Below are 19,126 nucleotides of genomic sequence, written 5' to 3' on the forward strand. Positions count from 1 at the left end.
TCGAGGGCGAACACACCGGCTCCGTACAGGTACCGACCCCCTCCCTCACCCCGCGCGGCTCCACCGCCCAGGCACCCGCCCACAGCTGACAGCGGCAACTGACCGGAGCGGGAGGTCGAAACGCGGTCGGCTAAGGGCTGCGCGAGCTGCGTGAGCTGCGTGAGCTCCAGGGTCCTGCCCCGGCCCGGACCCTGGACCCACCCCGGCCCACTTGCGGGAGCCGCATGACGAGGTCGGCTCCCGAACGACTCCGAAGACGGCCGAAAAGCGCTCAGTGGCCTGATTCCATTGAATGGATCAGGAACCCGGGAGACCTTCCGGCATCACGGCATATATGCGGATCGCCGGGTCGCGGTGTGCACGCGAATACCGCGAACGTGGTGACTGATTTCTCCCCATCGGTCACCGCTGTGACTGATTCGACTTTATGATCCCTTTGCCCGTCGCATTCCGGTCCTTTCGTGGCCGGGAAGACGGAAATTCCTTATGGCGTGTGCATTCAATGCGGTACTCTCCGCACGTAGGGATTACCGCACTGTCACTTTCAGGGGGAAGAGTGAAGGCTTCTACAGGGTTTGCCGGAATCTGTTCTGTTTTGCTCGCTGTCACCGTGGCGGCGCCTGCCGCATCGGCGGCCGACAGGGCTGAATCGACGAACGCGCCGATTGCCACCGTGGACGTCCAGGGCATCCAGGTCGACAAGCAGGCAAGTGACACGACCAAGCAGATCGTTGCGGCCGATGCGAAGGTCGCCGCAGCCGCTGCCAACGTATGCGGCACGGGCTACACGATCTCTGTCAGTGCCGCCCGTTACGGCACGTACGGCACCACGTACACCTGGACCAATGGCAAGACGACAGGCAGCAGTTACTACGACAAGCCGATCTGCGCCGTGTTCTTCAACGACACCGGAGTCGCGCATTCCATGCGGCTCAAGCTGGCGGACAACTACACGGACACGGCCGACGTCGAGGACTCCGGAACGTTCAGCAGCTACGCCGGGCCCCTCTACCAGAACCGTGGCTATTGCGGTCAGGCGTACTCGTACATGAAGATCGGCACCAAGGTCGTCGTCGACAACTACCTCACCGTGGGTGCCTGTAACTGATGCAATTCCGCCGCACTGTGCTGCGCCCCGCAACGTGGGGCGCAGCACTGCTCATCACTGCGCTGGTCACCGGATGCTCGGACAGTACGAGCCCCTCCGCCGACCCCTCGCCGTCATCTCCCGCCGTCACCCCCGCGTCATCGCCTCCTGTCACGCCGAGCAGCACCCCGAGTGCTCCGGAGGCGACTGAGGCGAGTCCGGAACCGTCACCGGTCATCAGTCACGAGGGCAAGACGAAGATCGTCACGCTCGGCGATGTGGAGGTCCGGGTCACGCGCGGTGCGATCGGCTTCAATGTCGCCTGCAATGCCACCAATACCTATGACAGGACGCTCAACATCAGGGTCACCGTCAGCGTGGGAATCGGTGAGGACTGGGTGCGCGCGACCAAATTCGACTTCCCGAATGTGGCGGCGGGCCAGACGGGCAGAGAGACCACGCTCGTAGGTGACACCTACGAGGGCGAGCTGCCGGACGACCCGAAGGTCTACATCGACTCGGTCATAAACTACTGAGCGGCAGTGCCGGTGGGCGGACCGTATGCGGCGATAACGCATGCGTTGCGCGGCCCCGCGCCCGACGGGATGGCTGCTCTGCGGCCAGTTGGTGAGGGAAGCGTGGCGAGTCGCGCGTGATCTGCATGCGGCTCCCGAGATTCCCCTTTGCCGAAAGAGAGCATTCCGTCCCGCGCCGGGCGAGTTCGTAATGCGCTCTTTCATTGGCTCGTGGCGGTTGCCTGCGGTCGCTACGGTTGCTACTTCCCTGCTGTACCGCTGATCAGCCGCCGATGATCCGCACGATCGGCTCCTGAGACACGACCTCGATTGTCCCCGGTCGCCTTCGAGTTGGTAAACGGCCCCGAGCTGTCGCAGACCCGTGCGCCCGGGTTTCGCCGACGATCGATCCTGTTGGTGTCAGCCGCTGATGTCATCGCCAGATGGACCCGTTCAGGACGCCGGTGTCCGCACGTACCCGATGGCGACAAGTCCCACTCCGATGACAGCGGCACTCGGAGACCAGAATGCGCCCCATACGAGCAGGAGGGCGCCTGCCCCCCACACCCTTGGCCGCTTGACGTGCCGCTGTAGCCGGCGGCCGGGGACTCGTCCGAGGATCAGCGCATGGATGCCAAGTACGGCACCTGTCAGGGCAAGGGCGATCGCTACGAACAGCGCGCCGAGCACCATAGCCCCAAAAGTCGAGCCCACGGCCCACCCCCCCCCAAACGCCACCCTTCAGTGGCTGGCCCAGTGTGGCAGAGGGAGCGACCGCTCGAACTGGCGCGCCAAGGCCGGTGGAGTCTCAGCGATTGAGGCGGCAGGGCTCGCCGCCGTCCACGGCGATGGTGAGCCCGTCCGCCTTCGACTCACACTCCTTGGAGCGGGCGTGATTCAGGGCGTCAAGGTGGAGCGCGCCCCACGATGCTCACCACGCTCCGGCCGGCACTCGCGAACGCCGCCCCGCCCATCCCGGTGGCCGTGGGGAGTGGGCTGGACGCGGCGAATGCGCAGCTGGAGTTCCGCAAGGTCCTCGCCTGCGTCGCAGAGAAGCCCGGAATCGAGCTCAAGCGCATGAGTGGACCATCCGGGAGACCCGGACGTCGTTCGTCTCGATCTTGTCGGACCGAGATATCCCGCTCGAAGAGATCTGGCGACTCGGTGGCCACTCCGGCACGGCCGTGACCGAGGAGGTCCACCGGAAGCAGATCTGCCCGGTGATCCAGACCGGAGCTGTGGCCGTGGACGGGATCTTTGGCACGCCCTCGCCTCCGAGGCGGTAGCCACACAACTAGTCACGCACCCGAAAACAGGTGAGGCACCTAGGAACGTTCCTAGGTGCCTCACCTGCTGTTTTGGCTGTCGGGGTGGCGGGATTTGAACCCACGACCTCTTCGTCCCGAACGAAGCGCGCTGCCAAGCTGCGCTACACCCCGATCGCCGCCGGTCTCCCGGCGACATCGATTACTTTAGCCCACTGGCGCCCGGAGACGAAATCCGCTTTTTGCGTCGAACGCGCGGCCGCCCCCGGTCAGACGTCTCGCGCCGTCAAGGTCAGCAGGGTCGCTTCCGGGGGGCAGGCGAAGCGCACCGGGGTGTAGCGGTTGGTGCCGCAGCCGGCCGAGACGTGGAGGTAGGCGCGGTGGCCCTCGGCCGTGTGGCTGGAGAGGCCCTTCACGCGGTCCGTGTCCAGGTCGCAGTTGGTGACCAGGGCGCCGTAGAACGGGATGCACAGCTGGCCGCCGTGGGTGTGGCCGGCCAGGATCAGCGGGTAGCCGTCCGCGGTGAAGGCGTCGAGGGAGCGCAGGTAGGGGGCGTGGACCACGCCGATGGAGAGGTCGGCGCCCGTCTCGGGGCCGCCCGAGACCTCGGCGTAACGGTCACGCCGGATGTGCGGGTCATCGAGGCCGGTGAAGGCCAGCTCCAGGCCGTCGAGCTTCAGGCGGCCGCGGGTGTTGGACAGGTTCAGCCAGCCCGCGTCGTCGAAGGCGTCGCGCATCGGTTCCCACGGGTTGTGGACGACGCCGACCGCCGGGGTGTTCCCGTTGAGCCCGTGCTTGCCCGCGGCCTTCTCGAAGAGGTAGCGGGCGGGGTTGCGGAGCTTCGGGCCGTAGTAGTCGTTGGAGCCGAAGACGTACACCCCCGGGAACTCCATCAGCGGGCCGAGCGCGTCGAGCAGTTCCGGTACGGCCTCCGGGTCGGAGAGGTTGTCGCCGGTGTTCACGACGAAGTCCGGGCGCAGCCCGGCCAGGGACTGGAGCCAGGCGCGCTTCTTGCGCTGGCCGCTGACCATGTGGACGTCGGAGACCTGCAGGACGCGCAACGGGCGTGCTCCGTGCGGGAGTACGGGGATGGCGACCCTTCGCAGGCGGAACGAGCGGGCCTCGAATCCGGCTGCGTAGGCGAGACCGGCGGCGCCGGCCGCGGCGGTGACCGCCGTGATTTTCAGGGGTACTCCGTAGCGTGCGCGCATGCGCCCATCGTCGCAGACGGTGCGTGTCCACAGGAAAACCGGCGGGCGGCGGACACCCCGTACCTGCCACAATCACCTCATGACCACGCTCAAGTCCAAGCTCAAGGAAGACCTCACCACGGCCATGAAGGCGCGCGACGAGCTGACCTCGTCCACGCTCCGGCTGACCCTCACCGCGATCACCAAGGAGGAGGTCGGCGGAAAGACGGCCCGCGAACTCTCCGACGACGAGGTGCAGAAGGTGATCGCCAAGGAGGCCAAGAAGCGCCGCGAGGCGGCCGAGGCCTTCGCCAAGGGCGGCCGGACCGAGCAGGCCGAGCGCGAGAAGAGGGAGGGTGAGCTGCTCGACGCCTACCTTCCCCAGCAGCTGAGCGACGACGAGCTGACCGCGATCGTGGCGTCCGCCGTGGACGAGGCGAAGTCCGGCGGGGCCGAAGGGCCGCGCGCCATGGGTGCCGTCATGAAGATCGTGAACCCGAAGGTCGCGGGCCGCGCCGAGGGCGGCCGGGTGGCCGCCACGGTGAAGAAGCTCCTCGCAGGCTGAGGCCCCGGAGGTCGGCAGTCTGAGGACATGAGAGTGGGGGGGCCCCCGCCCGGGGGGGCCCCCCCGCATGTGGCGCGGTCGGCGGGCCGTGTGGGGCGGACGCCGGGGGGGGGGGGGGGGGGGCCGCGCCGTTGATCCCCCCCCCCGCGGGCGCCGCCCGGGGGGGGCGTCTGTCTTACTCCTGGGGGGGGGCCCCCCCCCCGCCGGCGCCCCCCCACTCTCATGTCCGGCGTACGCGGGACCGTGTCCGGCGTACGCGGGGGCGGGCCGGGTCAGGGGCCGTTCGTCCCGCCGTCGTTCTGGCCGCGGCCGTTGCCGTCGTTTCCGCCGATCAGGTCCGGCGAGATGCTGATGCCGGGGAAGGGGGTGTCGTCGCCGGGCTTGTCGTCGCCCTGGCCCGGCTTGTTCTTGTCCCGGTCCTTGTTCTTGTCCTTGTCCTCCTTCGGCTTCGCCCGCGGTACGTCGACCGGGGTGAAGGCCGGGGTCTCGGAGGCGTCGAGAGAGCCGGTCATCGCCGTCTTCCAGATGGGACCGGGCAGACAGCCACCGCAGACGTCCTCGTAGTACTGACCGCCGATGGTGATGTTGCTCATCGGGATCTGGCGGGCCCCGTCGCTGCCGACCCACACCGCCGTGGACAGGTTCGGTGTGTAGCCGACGAACCAGGCGTTGATGCGCTCGTCGGTCGTACCGGTCTTGCCCGCGTTGTCACGGTCGCTGAGACCGGCCGACTGGCCGGTGCCGTCCGCGACGACGCCCTTGAGCATCTGGTTGATGGTGTCGGCCGTGTGCTCGCTCATGGCCCGGTCGCACGTCGACTTCGGTACGTCGATCTGCTTGCCGTCCGGCTTGGTCACCGACAGGATCGCGATCGGGGAGCAGTACGAACCGCGGTTGGCGAAGGTGGCGTACACCGAGGCCATCGCCAGCGGCGTCGACTCCTGGCCGCCGAGGGTGGTGTTGGCGACCTGCCACAGCGGCTTGTTGTCGCCGCGGTTGTAGCCGACCTTCTTCGCCATCGCGAGCGTCTCGCAGAGGCCGGTCTTCTGCTCCAGTTTCGCGAAGTAGGTGTTGATCGACTTGCCCAGCGCGCTGGTCATGTCGAACATGCCCTTCTCGGTCTCGAGCTCGTTCCCGACCTCCCACGGCTTGTCGTCCGCGGGCTGGTTGTCGCAGGTGCGGAAGCTCTCGCCCGGCAGGGAGATCTCGTGGGGGGTGGTGAAGCTCTGCGCCGGGCTGATGCCCTTCTCCAGCGCCGCCGCTGCGGTGATCGGCTTGAAGGTCGATCCCACCTGGAAGCCGGCGTAGCTGCCGCCCATCTTGTGGTCGACGGAGAGGTTCAGCACCGTCTGGTGCTTGGACGCGTCGAGTCCGTACGGGCGTGACTGGGCCATGGCCAGGATCTGGCCGGTGCCGGGCTGGACCTGGACGACCGAGGCCGCGACCTTGTCGGTCTCGTTGACCCGGGAGGTCGCCGCCTCGTTGGAGGCGGCCTGGGAACGCGGGTCCAGGGTCGTCTTGATGGTGAGTCCGCCGGTCGCCCAGAGCTTGGCGCGGTCCTTCGCGGTCTTGCCGAAGGCCGGGTCGCTCGTGACGATCTGGCGTACGTAGTCGCAGAAGAAGCCGGACCCGCTGACCGCGGTGATGCAGCCGTTCTTCGGCCGCTTCACCTTCAGCTTGATCGGGGAGGCCTTGGCCTTGTCGGCCTCCTCCTGCGAGATGTCCTTGACGTCGGCCATCCGCTGGATGACGGTGTTGCGACGCTTGGTCGCCTCTTCCTTGTCGTTGACGGGGTCGTAGCGGCTGGGCGACTGCACGATGCCGGCCAGCATCGCCGCCTCCTCCAGCTTCAGGTCCTTCGCCGGCTTGGAGAAGTACCGCTGGGAGGCCGCCTCGACGCCGTACGCCTGCTGACCGAAGAACGTGATGTTGAGGTAGTTCTCCAGGATCTTCTTCTTGCCGAGCTCTTCCTCGACCTGGATCGCGTACTTCAGCTCCTGGACCTTGCGGCCCAGCGTCTGCTGGGTGGCCTGGGCGACCTTGGTCGGGTCGTCGCCCGCCTCCTCGACGAAGACGTTCTTCACGTACTGCTGGGTGAGGGTCGACGCGCCCTGCGCGGTCCCGCCCGCCTGTACGTTGCGGTTCATCGCGCGCAGGATGCCCTTGAGGTCGACGGCGCCGTGCTCGTAGAAGCGGGCGTCCTCGATCGCGATGATCGCTTTCTGCATGTACGGGGAGATCTTCGTCAGCGGCACCACGGTGCGGTCCCGCGAGTACACCGTGGCGATCTGGCTGCCCTGGTTGTCCAGAATCGTGGTGCGCTGGCTCAGCGGCGGAGTCTTCAGGTTGGCCGGGATCTCGTCGAACCCGTCGACCGTCCCCTTGGCGGCGAGACCCAGTGCTCCGGCGGCCGGCAGCGCGATGCCCGCCAGGACCACTCCGGAGAGTGCGGCGACACCGAGGAACTTGGCGGCCTGCTGGGTCGTCGTGAGACCCCCGCCCGAGCGCTTCTTTGGCATGGGGGCAGCCTACGTTCTGATTCGCCGGACACACGTATATGCCTTGGCCTAAGCTGCTCTCAACTGTCACAGCAGTCCGGTTTTGTATCAACCCCCCTGCATGACCCTGTCCATGACCCGGCCACGAGTTCAGGCGCTCCCGAAATCGCCTCGTGTGTCATCGACCGTCCGTTATGGCTCAGGTGGTCTGTCCAGATTCCGCCGGGATAGTCGCGCATGTCCTCACCTCACTCCCCTGGGTGATCTGCCGCATACGCATAGTCCGTTCGGGCCATTCAAGATTGGGCCCGAAGGGGGTGTTGTGCTGTCGCCACCTTCCGTAACGTCCTCAACTGGCAGCGGTGAATATGCCGCTGCCGCCGTGGGGGAGCCTCGATTCGGGAGAGGACGGCGCCGGGATGGGCTGGGTAACCGACTGGAGTGCGCAGGCAGCCTGCCGCACTACCGATCCGGATGAACTGTTCGTACAAGGGGCAGCGCAGAACAGAGCCAAGGCGGTGTGCACCGGATGCCCGGTGCGGACCGAGTGCCTGGCCGATGCGCTGGACAATCGCGTCGAATTCGGCGTGTGGGGCGGAATGACCGAGCGGGAGCGCCGCGCACTGCTGCGCCGGCGCCCGACGGTCACGTCCTGGCGCCGACTGCTGGAGACCGCGCGCAGCGAGTACGAGCGGTCCACGGGCATCCTGCCTGTGGCGATCGGGCTGGAGGACGACGAACTGCACGAGACGTTCGCCGCCGTGGGGTAGGGCGGGGCGGCCGGACGGCCGACGGGGTGACTACGCAGCTCCGGCCGGGGCGGAACCGGTCGCGAGCCGGTCCCCGACGGCTCGCAGTCCTGCGAGGTCATGGACATCTCCGGGCAGCGCGTCCACCGCGGTTACGGCCACCTCGGGATGCAGTGCGGTGAAGCGGTCGCGTGTGCGCTGTTCGCGCGCGACCACCTGCATCCGCTCGGCATGCAGCCGCAACAGGCCGGCCGTCAGTTGTTCGACGGTGACGGCGTCTGCGGTCGCGGTGTCCTTGGTCGTGGCGTCGCCGGCCGGGTCGTGCGTGGCCTCGGCGTTGCCGGTCGGGTGGGGCGTGGTCCCGGCCTTCGTGCTCGGGTTGTCTGCGGTCGAGTCGTCTGTGGTCACGGCGTCCGTACGGGCGTCGGCTCGGACGCCCGGGATGTCGGCGGGCTCGTGTTCCGAGGCATGCTCGGACGGTTCGGGGGTGGCGGCTCCTGCGGTGTCCGGGGTCTGTGCGGAACCGGCCGCGGGGGATTCGGCGGGCTCACGAAGTCCAGCCTTCCCGGCCCCCTGATCCACAATGCCGTCGGCCTCAAGATTTTCTGCGGCGGCCAGCGCGCGCTCCGCGGACAGCCGCGCGGCGTCACTGCCGTGGACCCGGTTGAGCACCAGACCCGCCAGCGGCATGTCCTCCGCGGCCAGCCGCTCCACGAAATACGCCGCTTCGCGGAGCGCGTCCCGCTCCGGTGTCGCGACGACGAGGAACGCCGTGCCCGGTGCCTGGAGGAGCTTGTACGTGGCATCGGCGCGGGTGCGGAACCCGCCGAACATGGTGTCCATCGCGGCGACGAAGGTCTGCACATCGCGCAGGAACTGACCGCCGAGCAGCTTGCCCAGCGTCCCCGTCATCATCGACATGCCCACGTTGAGGAACTTCATTCCGGCCCGGCCGCCCATTTTCGCCGGGGCCATCAGCAGCTTGATGAACTTGCCGTCCAGGAACGAGCCCAGCCGCTTCGGCGCGTCCAGGAAGTCCAGTGCGGAACGCGACGGCGGGGTGTCGACGACGATCAGGTCCCACTCGTCGCGCGCCCGCAGCTGACCGAGCTTCTCCATCGCCATGTACTCCTGCGTGCCCGCGAAGCCGGCCGACAGGGACTGGTAGAAGGGGTTCTCCAGGATCGCTCGCGCCCGGTCCCCGTCCGCGTGCGCCTCGACGATCTCGTCGAAGGTCCGCTTCATGTCGAGCATCATGGCGTGCAGCTCGCCGGCGCCCTCGGTCCCGACGCCCTTCACCCGGCGGGGGATGTTGTCCAGGGAGTCGATGCCCATGGACTGGGCGAGCCTGCGCGCCGGGTCGATGGTGAGCACGACGACCTTGCGGCCGCGCTCGGCCGCGCGTACGCCGAGGGCAGCCGCCGTCGTCGTCTTGCCGACACCGCCCGAGCCGCAGCACACGACGATCCGGATGTCCGGGTCGTCGAGCAGGGCGTCGGTGTCCAGGCCCGGGGCGGGCGCCGGGGCCGTACCGGCTTCCGCGCCCGTGCCGACGTTCGCGTCCGCGCCCGTGTCCGCGTTCCTGTCCGCGCCGGCGTCCGTGTCCGTACCGGCATCCGTGTCCGATGTCATGAGCCCACCCCTTGTTCCGCCGCACCCTCGCCCGCGCCCTGCTCGCGCAGCTCCATCGCCAGCTCGTACAGCCCGGCCGGGTCCACGCCCTCGCCGATCAGCGGGAGTTCGTACCCCGGCAGTCCGAGCTCCGCCAGCACGGCGCGCTGCTCACGCTCCAGCTCCACCCGCTGGGCGTGTTCGGCCGCCTGCTCGACGAGGGGGCGTACGAGCCCCGCGGAGCCGGTCACGCCCGCCCGGGTGAGCGTCTTGGCGATCTCCTTGCGCCGCCCTCCCGCGGCGGTGCGCAGCGCGTCCTCGTCCAGCAGGTGCGGGCGCACCATGTTCACGATGACCCGGCCCACCGGCAGTTCGGCGGCCCGCAGCTCCGCGATGCCGTCGGCGGTCTCCTGGACCGGCATCTCCTCCAGCAGGGTCACCATGTGCACCGCCGTCTCGGGAGACTTCAGCACCCGCATCACGGCCTGCGCCTGATTGTGTATCGGGCCGATCCGGGCCAGCCCGGCCACCTCGTCGTTCACGTTGAGGAAGCGGGTGATGCGGCCGGTCGGCGGGGCATCCATGATCACGTAGTCGTAGACGAACCGGTTCCGCTTGTCCTTGCGGCGCACCGCCTCGCACGCCTTGCCCGTCAGCAGGACGTCCCGGACACCGGGCGCGATGGTGGTGGCGAAGTCGATCGCGCCGAGTTTCTTCAGCGCCCGGCCGGCGCTGCCGAGCTTGTAGAACATCTGGAGGTAGTCGAGGAGGGCGCGCTCGGCATCGATCGCGAGGGCGTACACCTCTCCGCCGCCCGGCGCGACGGCGATCTTGCGTTCCTCGTAGGGGAGTGAATCCGCCTCGAAGAGCTGGGCGATGCCCTGTCTGCCCTCGACCTCGACGAGGAGGGTGCGCCTGCCCTCGGTCGCGAGGGCGAGCGCGAGGGCGGCGGCGACCGTGGTCTTACCGGTACCGCCCTTGCCGCTGACGACCTGGAACCTGCTCACGTATTCGAGCCTAACCAGTCGTGCCGCAGGCTACGCACGAGGCTGCGCGTCCCGTGGACCGGCCAGGCATTACAGTCGGGCCATGACCAAGTGGGAATACGCGACCGTGCCCCTTCTCGTGCACGCGACCAAGCAGATTCTGGACACCTGGGGCGAGGACGGCTGGGAGCTGGTCCAGGTCGTTCCCGGCCCGAACAACCCCGAGCAGCTCGTGGCCTACCTGAAGCGGGAGAAGCAGTAGTGGCGGGCGCCGTCGAGGCGAAGCTCGCCGAACTCGGGCTGGCCCTGCCGGACGTCGTGCCGCCGCTCGCCTCGTACCAGCCGGCCGTCCAGTCCGGGGTGTACGTGTACACCTCGGGCCAGCTGCCGATGGTGGACGGCAAGCTCGCCGTCACCGGCAAGGTCGGCGCCGAGGTCACGGCCGACGAGGCCAAGGAACTGGCGAAGACCTGCGCGCTCAACGCGCTGGCCGCCGTGAAGTCGGTCGCGGGCGACCTGGACCGGATCGCCCGCGTCGTGAAGGTCGTCGGCTTCGTCGCCTCGGCCACGGACTTCACCGGCCAGCCCGCCGTGATCAACGGTGCGAGCGAACTGCTCGGCGCCGTACTCGGCGACAAGGGCGTGCACGCCCGCAGCGCCGTCGGCGTCGCGGTGCTGCCGCTGGACGCGCCCGTAGAGGTCGAGGTCCAGGTCGAGCTGACCGGAGTCTGAGCCGAAGCCGTACCGCGGCCGGTGTTCCGACACCGGCCGCGCGGGGATCCCGTCCGGTCGTGACGACCGGGCGGGATCAGCTGTGTACGGGGCATGTACGGATCACTGCGCCCCTCGAACATCGGCGCGGTTCCGGATAGCCTCCGGCCATGTCCAATGGTCAGTGGTACCCACCGGAATGGCCCGACCGGATCCGGGCCCTCGCCGCAGGCGAACTGACGGCAGCAACGCCCAGGCGGGCCGCCACCGTGATGCTGCTCCGGGACTCCGCGACGGGTACCGGGGACGGGCCCACGGTCCACATGCTGCGCCGGCGCACCTCGATGGCCTTTGCCGGAGGGGCGTACGCCTATCCGGGTGGCGGAGTCGACCCGCGCGACGACGACCGGCTTGTCGGCTGGGCAGGACCCTCGCTCGAAAGCTGGGCGAAGCGGCTCGGTGCCGGCACACCGGCCGAGGCGCAGGCGATCGTCTGCGCGGCGGTCCGCGAGACGTACGAGGAGGCGGGCGTCCTGCTCGCCGGCCCGACCGCGGGCACGGTCGTCACGGACACCACCGGGGCGGACTGGGAGGCCGACCGCGAGGCCCTGGTCGCGCGGGACCTGTCGTTCGCGGAGTTCCTCGACCGGCGCGGACTCGTGCTGCGCTCGGACCTGCTCGGCGCATGGGCGCGCTGGATCACTCCGGAGTTCGAACCGCGCCGCTACGACACGTGGTTCTTCGTCGCCGCGCTCCCGGCCGGTCAGCGCACCCGCAACGCCTCGACGGAGGCGGACCGCACGGTGTGGATCGGTCCGGGCGAGGCCGCCGACGGATACGACCGCGGGGAGCTGACGATGATGCCGCCGACGATCTCCACGCTGCGTGCGCTCAGGCCGTACGCCACCGCCGCACAGGCGCTGGAGGCCGCATCGGTCCAGGACCTCACCCCCGTACTCGCACAGGCCCGTCTGGAGGGCGACGAGCTGGTGCTGAGCTGGCCGGGGCACGAGGAGTTCACCAAGCGCCTCCCCACGGGCGGCACCATCGCCACGGGCGGTGGTTCCGCATGAGCGAGGCTGCGGCGCTGCCCGGACAGCCGCGCGGCGGGGTGCTGTCCGGTCCGGCCACGACCCGTACGGTCAACGTCCTCGCGCCCAACGCGTCGGCGATGACCCTGGACGGCACCAACACCTGGATCGTCGCCGAGCCCGACTCGGACCTCGCGGTGGTCATCGACCCGGGGCCGCTGGACGAAGCGCATCTGCGGGCGGTCATCGACACGGCCGAGCGGGCGGGCCGCCGGATCGCGCTCACCCTCCTCACCCACGGCCACCCCGACCACGCGGAGGGCGCGGCCAGGTTCGCCGAGCTGACGCGTACGAAGGTACGGGCCCTGGATCCGGAGCTGCGTCTCGGTGACGAGGGTCTGGGCACGGGTGACGTGATCACGACCGGCGGTCTCGAGATGTACGTGGTGCCCACCCCGGGCCACACGGCGGACTCGCTCTCGTTCCATCTGCCGGCCGATCGCGCGGTGCTGACGGGGGACACGGTCCTCGGGCGCGGGACGACGCTGGTGGCGCACCCGGACGGGCGGCTGGGGGACTACCTCGACTCGCTGCGGCGGCTGCGCTCGCTGACGGTCGACGACGGGGTGGACACGGTGCTGCCGGGGCACGGCCCCGTGCTGGACGACGCGCAGGGCGCGGTCGAGTTCTACCTGGCGCACCGCGCGCACCGCCTGGCCCAGATCGAGACGGCCGTCGAAGCCGGGTACCTGACGTCGTCCCAGGTGGTGGCGCATGTGTACGCGGACGTGGACCGGTCCCTGTGGCCCGCGGCGGAGCTGTCGGTGAGGGCGCAGCTGGAATACCTGACCGAGCACGGGCTGATCTGACGGGGCTGCCCTGCGTCGGCCCGGACGGGCACGGGCTGGTCCGCGCGGGCCTGATCCGACGGGGCTGTGCTGCCGTGGACGGGCACGGGCTGGTCCGGCGGGCTCTGCCCCGGATACACGCGAGGGGCCCCACCGGTGTCGGCGGGGCCCCTCGGACGTTGCGTACGACGACGGGTCAGCGGGACCGCTTGGCCAGCCGCTCCACGTCCAGCAGGATCACCGCACGGGCCTCCAGCCGCAGCCAGCCGCGGCCGGCGAAGTCGGCGAGGGCCTTGTTGACCGTCTCGCGGGAAGCGCCGACCAGCTGGGCCAGCTCCTCCTGCGTCAGGTCGTGCACGACGTGGATGCCTTCCTCCGACTGGACGCCGAAGCGGCGCGACAGGTCGAGGAGGGCGCGGGCGACGCGGCCCGGCACGTCGGAGAAGACCAGGTCGGACATCTGGTCGTTGGTCTTGCGCAGGCGCCGCGCGACGGCGCGCAGCAGGGCCGTGGCCACCTCGGGGCGCACGTTGAGCCAGGGCTGCAGGTCACCGTGGCCGAGGCCGAGGAGCTTCACCTCGGTCAGCGCGGTCGCGGTGGCGGTACGCGGGCCCGGGTCGAAGAGCGACAGCTCACCGATCAGCTCGCCGGGGCCGAGGACCGCCAGCATGTTCTCGCGCCCGTCGGGGGAGGTGCGGTGGAGCTTCACCTTGCCCTCGGTGACCACATAGAGGCGGTCACCCGGGTCACCCTCGTGGAACAGCGCGTCGCCGCGCGCGAGGGTCACCTCACTCATCGAGGCGCGGAGCTCCGCGGCCTGCTCGTCATCGAGCGCCGCGAAAAGCGGGGCGCGCCGCAGAACGTCGTCCACGAGTTCTCTCCTTGTCGGCCTGTTCAGGGAACCGTGGTCCCCATCATGCCGGACGGTAAAACAGTGCGATCAATCACAAACCAGTTTGACGCACGTGCGTGCCGGGGCGTACGGCAGGGGGCCGATTGGGGGTCGACCGCCGCTGGGCGGGGTCGATGCCGACGGCAGGTGCTGGGCCGGACGAGTGACCGAAGCGCCGGTGAGAGCGCAGGTCAACGGGGCTGACGAGCGGTCGGCCGAGCGGAATTCCGCTGTGGGCGAACGGGCCCGCGCGAGACGGGTGAATGCCGCAAATGGCCCGACGGGCCGGGCGGGCTGGACAGGCCGGGTGGGCTGGACGGGCCGGGCGGTGGGGTGGCGGGTGTGGTGGTCGGAGCTTCGGTGGCTGCTCCTTGCCGCCGGCTCGGTGGGGAGAGGCGCGCCCTATCGAACCCTCCGGTGCTCATACCCCTGGGCAGTATGTGAATTCCAGTTGACTCATACCCCCTAGGGGTATCTACTCGTGGTGTCGCGACGCCCGCCGGAAGCGAGGAGGTCCCGGACATCCGGTCGTCCGGTTGCCGGGATGGCGACGGCACGACAGTCCGCACCCCAGCGGGCTGTTCCGGCTGTCGCCCGCCTGACGCACGTCCGAACCGCACGTCTCTCTGCCCCCGCCCGATCCGCTGAGGAGTCCGCCATGAACACCGCACTGAAGATCACCGCCTTCACCGCCGGCCTCGCCACCGTCTTCGGAGCCTCGTACGGCATCGGCCACGCGACCGGCGACACGTCCTCGAAGGCGGCCACGACCGCACATGCCGGGCACGCCGAGGGCTCCGCGCCCTCGGATCCGGCCTCCCCGGGTGGCGACGGCGCGTCGGACGGCGCCGGTCACCTGCCCGGTGGCCTGCAGATCTCCGAACGCGGCTACACGCTCAGTCTCGGCGACTCCTACGTCACCGCAGGCGGCCCCGTCGACCTGCGATTCCGGATCCTCGGAGCGGACGGCAGGCCCGTCACCGCCTACCGGCCCGCGCACGGCAAGGAGTTGCACCTCATCGTCGCCCCGCGCGACCTCTCCACCTTCCAGCACCTGCACCCGAGCCGTGCCGCCGACGGGACGTGGCGCACCTCCGCGGATCTGTCCGCTGCCGGTGAGTACCGCGTGTTCGCCGACTTCACCCCGGCCGGCACTTCGCAGGGCCTCACCCTCGGCGCCGATCTTCACGCCGCCGGAGACCTGCGTCCGGTGCCACCGGCCAGGACGGGACGTACCGTCACCGTCGACGGCTACCGCGTCACCCTGACCGGCGATCTCACGCCCGGCCGCGCCACCCGGCTCGGCCTCACCGTCGCCCAGGACGGCAGGCCCGTCACCGATCTCCAGCCCTACCTCGGGGCTTACGGACACCTGGTCGCGCTGAGGGCCGGCGACCTCGCCTACCTGCACGTCCACCCCGACGGAGAGCCGGGTGACGCCGGCACCGCGCCCGGTCCGGACATCGCCTTCACCACCACGGCGCCCAGCCGGGGCAGTTACCGCCTGTTTCTGGACTTCCGGCACGGGGGCGTGGTCCGCACTGCCGCGTTCACGGTCACCGCCACCGATGGCCCGGCGCGCGGAGCCATCCCGGCCGCGCCGTCCGCCACCCCGGCCTCGCCCTCCGCGACCCCGGCGTCGCCGTCCACGCCGGTTGAGCACGGCGGGGACCACGAGCACTGAGACGTCCATCGGCACCGGGGGACGAGCTGCCTGCCGTGGTGGTTCGCCGTAGTGGTCCCGACGTGGCGGAACCGCCGCGCGGCCTGCGACTTCCCGGGGCCACGGGCCGGCGCACCGGGACCCGCTGCCGGGACTGCCGGACCGCGGATCTTCAGGGAAGGGCCGCGGACACTCGGGGAAGGGCCGCGGATACTCGGGGGAATGGCCGAGATCGTGACCGGCTCATGAACCGGCCCCGTGGGTTCGCCCCGTCGGCGTAGCCTTCGTGCATGGCAGAGAGCAAGGTCCGGAAGGCCGCGGTCGAACCGGCGGTGAAGGCGGCTGCGAAGCCGAGGAAGCCGGAGTCGCACCTGGCGATGGTGCGGCGGGCGCGGAAGATCAACCGTGTCCTGGCGGAGACGTATCCGTACGCGCATCCGGAGCTGGACTTCGAGACGCCCTTCCAGTTGCTGGTGGCCACCGTGCTGTCGGCGCAGACGACGGATCTGCGGGTGAACCAGACGACGCCGGCGCTGTTCGCGAAGTACCCGACTCCGGAGGACATGGCGATGGCCGTCCCGGAGGAAATGGAAGAGATCATTCGGCCGACCGGCTTCTTCCGGGCCAAGACCAAGTCGCTCATAGGCCTCTCCGCCGCGCTCCGGGACCGTTTCGGCGGCGAGGTGCCGGGACGGCTGGCCGATCTCGTGACGCTGCCCGGGGTCGGACGCAAGACCGCCAATGTGGTCCTCGGCAACGCCTTCGGCGTTCCGGGGATCACGGTCGACACACACTTCGGCCGGCTGGTCCGGCGCTGGAAGTGGACCGAGCAGGAGGACCCGGAGAAGGTCGAGGCCGATGTCGCGGCGATCTTCCCCAAGAGCGAGTGGACGATGCTGTCGCACCGCGTCGTCTTCCACGGCCGCCGTGTCTGCCACTCCCGCAAGCCCGCCTGCGGTGCCTGTCCGGTCGCTCCGCTCTGTCCTTCGTACGGTGAGGGCGAGACGGACCCCGAGAAGGCGCGGAAGCTGCTCAAGTACGAGATGGGGGGCCAGCCGGGCCAGCGGTTGAAGCCGCCGTCGGACTACCCGGGCAGGCCCGCCCCGGCCCTGGGCGCCGACTGACGCGTCGGGCCGCGCCGGAACGAAATGCGTGAGGACAGGCGTTGTGAAACGAGGGGTGCCTATGAAGACGCATGAACACAGCACGGACGCGGCCACCGCCGCCGAACCGGCCAGGCCCGGCGTGGCGGCGGCAGCACATGCGGCACCGGACCCGGACGCGGCACGTGCTGCGTGGGACGCGGTGCACGGGGGACGGGACGCGGTTCCGGGCTCGGCCCATGGGGCACTGCGCGATGCTGCACTCCGCACTGCGGGCAACGCCGGGGAGCGGGCCCCGCACGCCGCCGCGCACGACGCCATCCCGGACGCCCGGGACGATGTCGCGATCGACGTCACGACCGAGGGCCTGCCCGGCTGGCTGGACCCCGTCGCCCGAGCGGCGCGGACCGTCGAGCCGCAGCAGCTCAGCCGTTTTCTGCCGCCGGAGAGCGGTGCCGGGCGGCAGTCCGCCGTGCTCGTCCTGTTCGGTGAGGGGGAACGGGGGCCGGAGCTGCTTCTGATGGAGCGCGCCGGAAGCCTGCGTTCCCATCCGGGGCAGCCCTCCTTCCCCGGCGGCTCCCTCGACCCGGCCGACGGGGATCAGGAGACGACAGGACCGCTGCGGGCCGCTCTGCGCGAGGCGGAGGAGGAGACCGGCCTCGATCCGCGCGGGGTGCAGATCTTCGGCGTGCTGCCCCGGCTCTACATCCCCGTGAGCAGCTTCGTGGTGACGCCCGTCCTCGGCTGGTGGCGTTCGCCCAGCCCGGTCGGGGTCGTCGATCCCGCCGAGACCGCCCGGGTATTCACGGTTCCCGTGGCGGATCTCACGGATCCGGCCAACCGGGTGACCACACACCACCCCAGCGGCCACCGGGGCCCGGCATTTCTGGTCGAATCCGCACTCGTATGGGGGTTCACGGCAGGGGTGATCGACCGGATTCTGCACTTCGCGGGCTGGGAGCGCCCCTGGGACAGGGCCAAGCAGGTGCCGCTCGACTGGCGCGCATGACAGGCTGACTTCCGTGCTCCGCTGCTCCGGGCCTTCCCGGTCACGGGGAGACGTACGGGCCCGGTGACGAATCTGCGAGGCAATAGACGGTGAACGTGCTGGACATCCTGCTGCTGGCCGGCGCCGTGTGGTTCGCGGTCATCGGCTACCGCCAGGGGTTCGTCGTCGGCATTCTGTCGGTGATCGGGTTCCTGGGAGGCGGTCTCGTCGCCGTCTATCTGCTGCCCATCCTGTGGGACCAGGTGACGGACGGCTCGGAGGTCTCGTCGACCGCGGCCATCGTCGCGGTGGTGATCGTGATCGTGTGCGCCTCGGTGGGCCAGGCATTCACCACTCACCTGGGGAACAAACTCCGCAGATACATCACGTGGTCGCCCGCGCGCGCCCTCGACGCGACCGGCGGCTCCCTCGTGAACGTCGTCGCGATGCTGCTGGTGGCGTGGCTGATCGGCTCCGCGCTGGCCGGTACGTCCCTGCCGACGCTGGGCAAGGAGGTCCGTAACTCCTCCGTCCTGCTCGGCATCTCCCGGGTCATGCCGCCCCAGGCCTCCACCTGGTTCACGGACTTCTCCTCGGTTCTCGCGCAGAACGGTTTCCCGCAGGTCTTCAGCCCGTTCGCCAACGAACCGATCACCGAGGTCAGGGCCCCGGACCCGGCCCTGGCCGGCAGCCCGGTCGCCGCCCGCGCCAAGCGGTCGATCGTCAAGGTCGTCGGTACGGCCCCGAGCTGCGGCAAGGTCCTCGAAGGCACCGGGTTCGTCTTCTCCGACCGCCGGGTGATGACCAATGCCCACGTCGTCGGCGGCGTCGACGAGCCGACCGTGCAGATCGGCGGCCAGGGACGGCTGTACGACGCGAAGGTCGTCCTCTACGACTGGCAGCGCGACATCGCCGTCCTCGACGTGCCGGACCTCGACGCGACACCGCTGCGGTTCACCGACACCGACCACGACGCCGAGACCGGGAACAGTGCGATCGTCGCGGGGTTCCCGGAGAACGGCTCGTACGACGTACGCTCCGCGCGCGTCCGGGCCCGCATCGACGCGAGCGGGCCCGACATCTACCACCGGGGCACCGTCCGTCGCGATGTGTACTCGCTCTTCACGACGGTCCGTCAGGGCAACTCCGGCGGTCCGCTGCTGACGCCCGACGGCAAGGTCTACGGAGTCGTGTTCGCCAAGTCGCTCGACGACCCCGACACCGGTTACGCCCTCACGGCCGACGAGATCCGCCAGGACATCACGCAGGGCCGTAAGGCCAACCAGCAGGTCGACAGCCAGGGGTGCGCGCTGTAGCCCGGACCGGCCCAGAGGGGATCAGAGCCGGAACGGCCCTGGGAACCCTCGTGACAGCGGCGGATCCGCCGCCCCGGCCCCCGGCGAACCCCGAGGGCGCCGGAGTAC

17 protein-coding genes and 1 tRNA gene are annotated in these 19,126 nt (G+C 69.9%); 12 read left to right on the top strand and 6 right to left on the bottom strand.

The window, feature by feature from the left end; genetic code table 11:
* Positions 1–610: 610 nt before the first annotated feature.
* Together ACGFZA_RS32230 and ACGFZA_RS32235 are read left to right on the top strand one after the other, a co-directional pair.
* Positions 611–1,108 (top strand): hypothetical protein, encoded by a 498-nt coding sequence (locus tag ACGFZA_RS32230; RefSeq protein WP_393683794.1) that lies wholly within the window; start codon positions 611–613, stop codon positions 1,106–1,108.
* On the top strand, positions 1,108–1,623 hold the full coding sequence (locus ACGFZA_RS32235; protein WP_385284538.1) for a hypothetical protein: 516 nt from the start codon (positions 1,108–1,110) through the stop codon (positions 1,621–1,623). The genes ACGFZA_RS32230 and ACGFZA_RS32235 overlap by 1 nt, the downstream gene beginning before the upstream one ends.
* Positions 1,624–2,967: 1,344 nt before the next feature.
* On the opposite strand, the gene ACGFZA_RS32240 is transcribed toward ACGFZA_RS32235, so the two are convergent.
* Both ACGFZA_RS32240 and ACGFZA_RS32245 read right to left on the bottom strand, forming a co-directional pair.
* Positions 2,968–3,041: transfer RNA gene (locus ACGFZA_RS32240), tRNA-Pro, on the bottom strand.
* Positions 3,042–3,136: 95 nt separating this feature from the next.
* Complete coding sequence (locus tag ACGFZA_RS32245) at positions 3,137–4,078, bottom strand: metallophosphoesterase (protein WP_393683796.1); 942 nt, start codon at positions 4,076–4,078, stop codon at positions 3,137–3,139.
* 79 nt (positions 4,079–4,157) lie between these two features.
* Between ACGFZA_RS32245 and ACGFZA_RS32250 the strand changes: the two genes are divergently transcribed.
* Positions 4,158–4,622, top strand: coding sequence for a GatB/YqeY domain-containing protein (locus ACGFZA_RS32250; RefSeq protein WP_385284478.1), 465 nt, complete (start codon positions 4,158–4,160; stop codon positions 4,620–4,622).
* Positions 4,623–4,894: 272 nt separating this feature from the next.
* Here ACGFZA_RS32250 and ACGFZA_RS32255 read toward each other — a convergent pair whose 3' ends face one another.
* Positions 4,895–7,141: a transglycosylase domain-containing protein gene (locus tag ACGFZA_RS32255; RefSeq protein ID WP_385277164.1), complete on the bottom strand. Its 2,247-nt coding sequence runs from the start codon at positions 7,139–7,141 to the stop codon at positions 4,895–4,897.
* A 398-nt stretch (positions 7,142–7,539) separates the two neighbouring features.
* Between ACGFZA_RS32255 and ACGFZA_RS32260 the strand changes: the two genes are divergently transcribed.
* Complete coding sequence (locus ACGFZA_RS32260) at positions 7,540–7,890, top strand: WhiB family transcriptional regulator (protein ID WP_018551136.1); 351 nt, start codon at positions 7,540–7,542, stop codon at positions 7,888–7,890.
* A 30-nt stretch (positions 7,891–7,920) separates the two neighbouring features.
* Here the strand turns inward: ACGFZA_RS32260 and ACGFZA_RS32265 are convergent, their stop codons facing one another.
* Complete coding sequence (locus ACGFZA_RS32265; protein WP_393683800.1) at positions 7,921–9,501, bottom strand: ArsA-related P-loop ATPase; 1,581 nt, start codon at positions 9,499–9,501, stop codon at positions 7,921–7,923.
* A complete protein-coding gene (locus tag ACGFZA_RS32270) occupies positions 9,498–10,487 on the bottom strand; it encodes an ArsA family ATPase (RefSeq protein WP_393683802.1) in 990 nt (329 codons plus the stop codon). The genes ACGFZA_RS32265 and ACGFZA_RS32270 overlap by 4 nt, the downstream gene beginning before the upstream one ends.
* An 82-nt stretch (positions 10,488–10,569) precedes the next feature.
* On the opposite strand from ACGFZA_RS32270, the gene ACGFZA_RS32275 reads away from it, so the two are divergent.
* The 4 genes from ACGFZA_RS32275 to ACGFZA_RS32290 all read left to right on the top strand — a co-directional run bounded on the left by ACGFZA_RS32275 (position 10,570) and on the right by ACGFZA_RS32290 (position 13,077).
* Positions 10,570–10,728 (top strand): DUF4177 domain-containing protein, encoded by a 159-nt coding sequence (locus ACGFZA_RS32275; RefSeq protein ID WP_003991873.1) that lies wholly within the window; start codon positions 10,570–10,572, stop codon positions 10,726–10,728.
* A complete protein-coding gene (locus ACGFZA_RS32280; RefSeq protein WP_385277171.1) occupies positions 10,728–11,198 on the top strand; it encodes a RidA family protein in 471 nt (156 codons plus the stop codon). The genes ACGFZA_RS32275 and ACGFZA_RS32280 overlap by 1 nt, the downstream gene beginning before the upstream one ends.
* Positions 11,199–11,347: 149 nt before the next feature.
* Complete coding sequence (locus ACGFZA_RS32285; protein WP_393683804.1) at positions 11,348–12,250, top strand: NUDIX hydrolase; 903 nt, start codon at positions 11,348–11,350, stop codon at positions 12,248–12,250.
* On the top strand, positions 12,247–13,077 hold the full coding sequence (locus ACGFZA_RS32290; RefSeq protein WP_385277175.1) for an MBL fold metallo-hydrolase: 831 nt from the start codon (positions 12,247–12,249) through the stop codon (positions 13,075–13,077). The genes ACGFZA_RS32285 and ACGFZA_RS32290 overlap by 4 nt, the downstream gene beginning before the upstream one ends.
* A gap of 175 nt (positions 13,078–13,252) precedes the next feature.
* On the opposite strand, the gene ACGFZA_RS32295 is transcribed toward ACGFZA_RS32290, so the two are convergent.
* On the bottom strand, positions 13,253–13,927 hold the full coding sequence (locus tag ACGFZA_RS32295) for a Crp/Fnr family transcriptional regulator (RefSeq protein WP_123460131.1): 675 nt from the start codon (positions 13,925–13,927) through the stop codon (positions 13,253–13,255).
* A 679-nt stretch (positions 13,928–14,606) separates the two neighbouring features.
* Here ACGFZA_RS32295 and ACGFZA_RS32300 point away from each other — a divergent pair.
* From ACGFZA_RS32300 to ACGFZA_RS32315, 4 genes are all read left to right on the top strand, one after another.
* Positions 14,607–15,632 carry a hypothetical protein gene (locus ACGFZA_RS32300; RefSeq protein ID WP_385277177.1) on the top strand — a complete coding sequence of 342 codons (1,026 nt, stop codon included), beginning with the start codon at positions 14,607–14,609 and terminating at the stop codon, positions 15,630–15,632.
* Between the two features lie 269 nt (positions 15,633–15,901).
* Positions 15,902–16,735 (top strand): endonuclease III, encoded by an 834-nt coding sequence (gene nth / locus ACGFZA_RS32305; protein WP_393683807.1) that lies wholly within the window; start codon positions 15,902–15,904, stop codon positions 16,733–16,735.
* Positions 16,736–17,033: 298 nt separating this feature from the next.
* Positions 17,034–17,723, top strand: a complete 690-nt coding sequence (locus tag ACGFZA_RS32310) for an NUDIX hydrolase (RefSeq protein ID WP_385277407.1) — start codon at positions 17,034–17,036, stop codon at positions 17,721–17,723.
* An 89-nt stretch (positions 17,724–17,812) separates the two neighbouring features.
* The gene (locus tag ACGFZA_RS32315; protein ID WP_385277181.1) at positions 17,813–19,018 is read left to right on the top strand and encodes a MarP family serine protease; all 1,206 of its coding nucleotides are present in this window, start codon (positions 17,813–17,815) and stop codon (positions 19,016–19,018) included.
* Positions 19,019–19,126: the final 108 nt, after the last annotated feature.

Source organism: Streptomyces sp. NPDC048211, assembly GCF_043202315.1.
Classification (GTDB): domain Bacteria; phylum Actinomycetota; class Actinomycetes; order Streptomycetales; family Streptomycetaceae; genus Streptomyces.

Coding starts and splice junctions, on each gene's coding strand:
- ACGFZA_RS32265 (WP_393683800.1), bottom strand. CDS start 9,501: ATGACATCGGACACGGATGCCGGTACGGACACGGACGCCGGCGCGGAC.
- ACGFZA_RS32275 (WP_003991873.1), top strand. CDS start 10,570: ATGACCAAGTGGGAATACGCGACCGTGCCCCTTCTCGTGCACGCGACC.
- ACGFZA_RS32235 (WP_385284538.1), top strand. CDS start 1,108: ATGCAATTCCGCCGCACTGTGCTGCGCCCCGCAACGTGGGGCGCAGCA.
- ACGFZA_RS32260 (WP_018551136.1), top strand. CDS start 7,540: ATGGGCTGGGTAACCGACTGGAGTGCGCAGGCAGCCTGCCGCACTACC.
- ACGFZA_RS32250 (WP_385284478.1), top strand. CDS start 4,158: ATGACCACGCTCAAGTCCAAGCTCAAGGAAGACCTCACCACGGCCATG.
- nth (WP_393683807.1), top strand. CDS start 15,902: ATGGCAGAGAGCAAGGTCCGGAAGGCCGCGGTCGAACCGGCGGTGAAG.
- ACGFZA_RS32290 (WP_385277175.1), top strand. CDS start 12,247: ATGAGCGAGGCTGCGGCGCTGCCCGGACAGCCGCGCGGCGGGGTGCTG.
- ACGFZA_RS32255 (WP_385277164.1), bottom strand. CDS start 7,141: ATGCCAAAGAAGCGCTCGGGCGGGGGTCTCACGACGACCCAGCAGGCC.
- ACGFZA_RS32300 (WP_385277177.1), top strand. CDS start 14,607: ATGAACACCGCACTGAAGATCACCGCCTTCACCGCCGGCCTCGCCACC.
- ACGFZA_RS32285 (WP_393683804.1), top strand. CDS start 11,348: ATGTCCAATGGTCAGTGGTACCCACCGGAATGGCCCGACCGGATCCGG.
- ACGFZA_RS32245 (WP_393683796.1), bottom strand. CDS start 4,078: ATGCGCGCACGCTACGGAGTACCCCTGAAAATCACGGCGGTCACCGCC.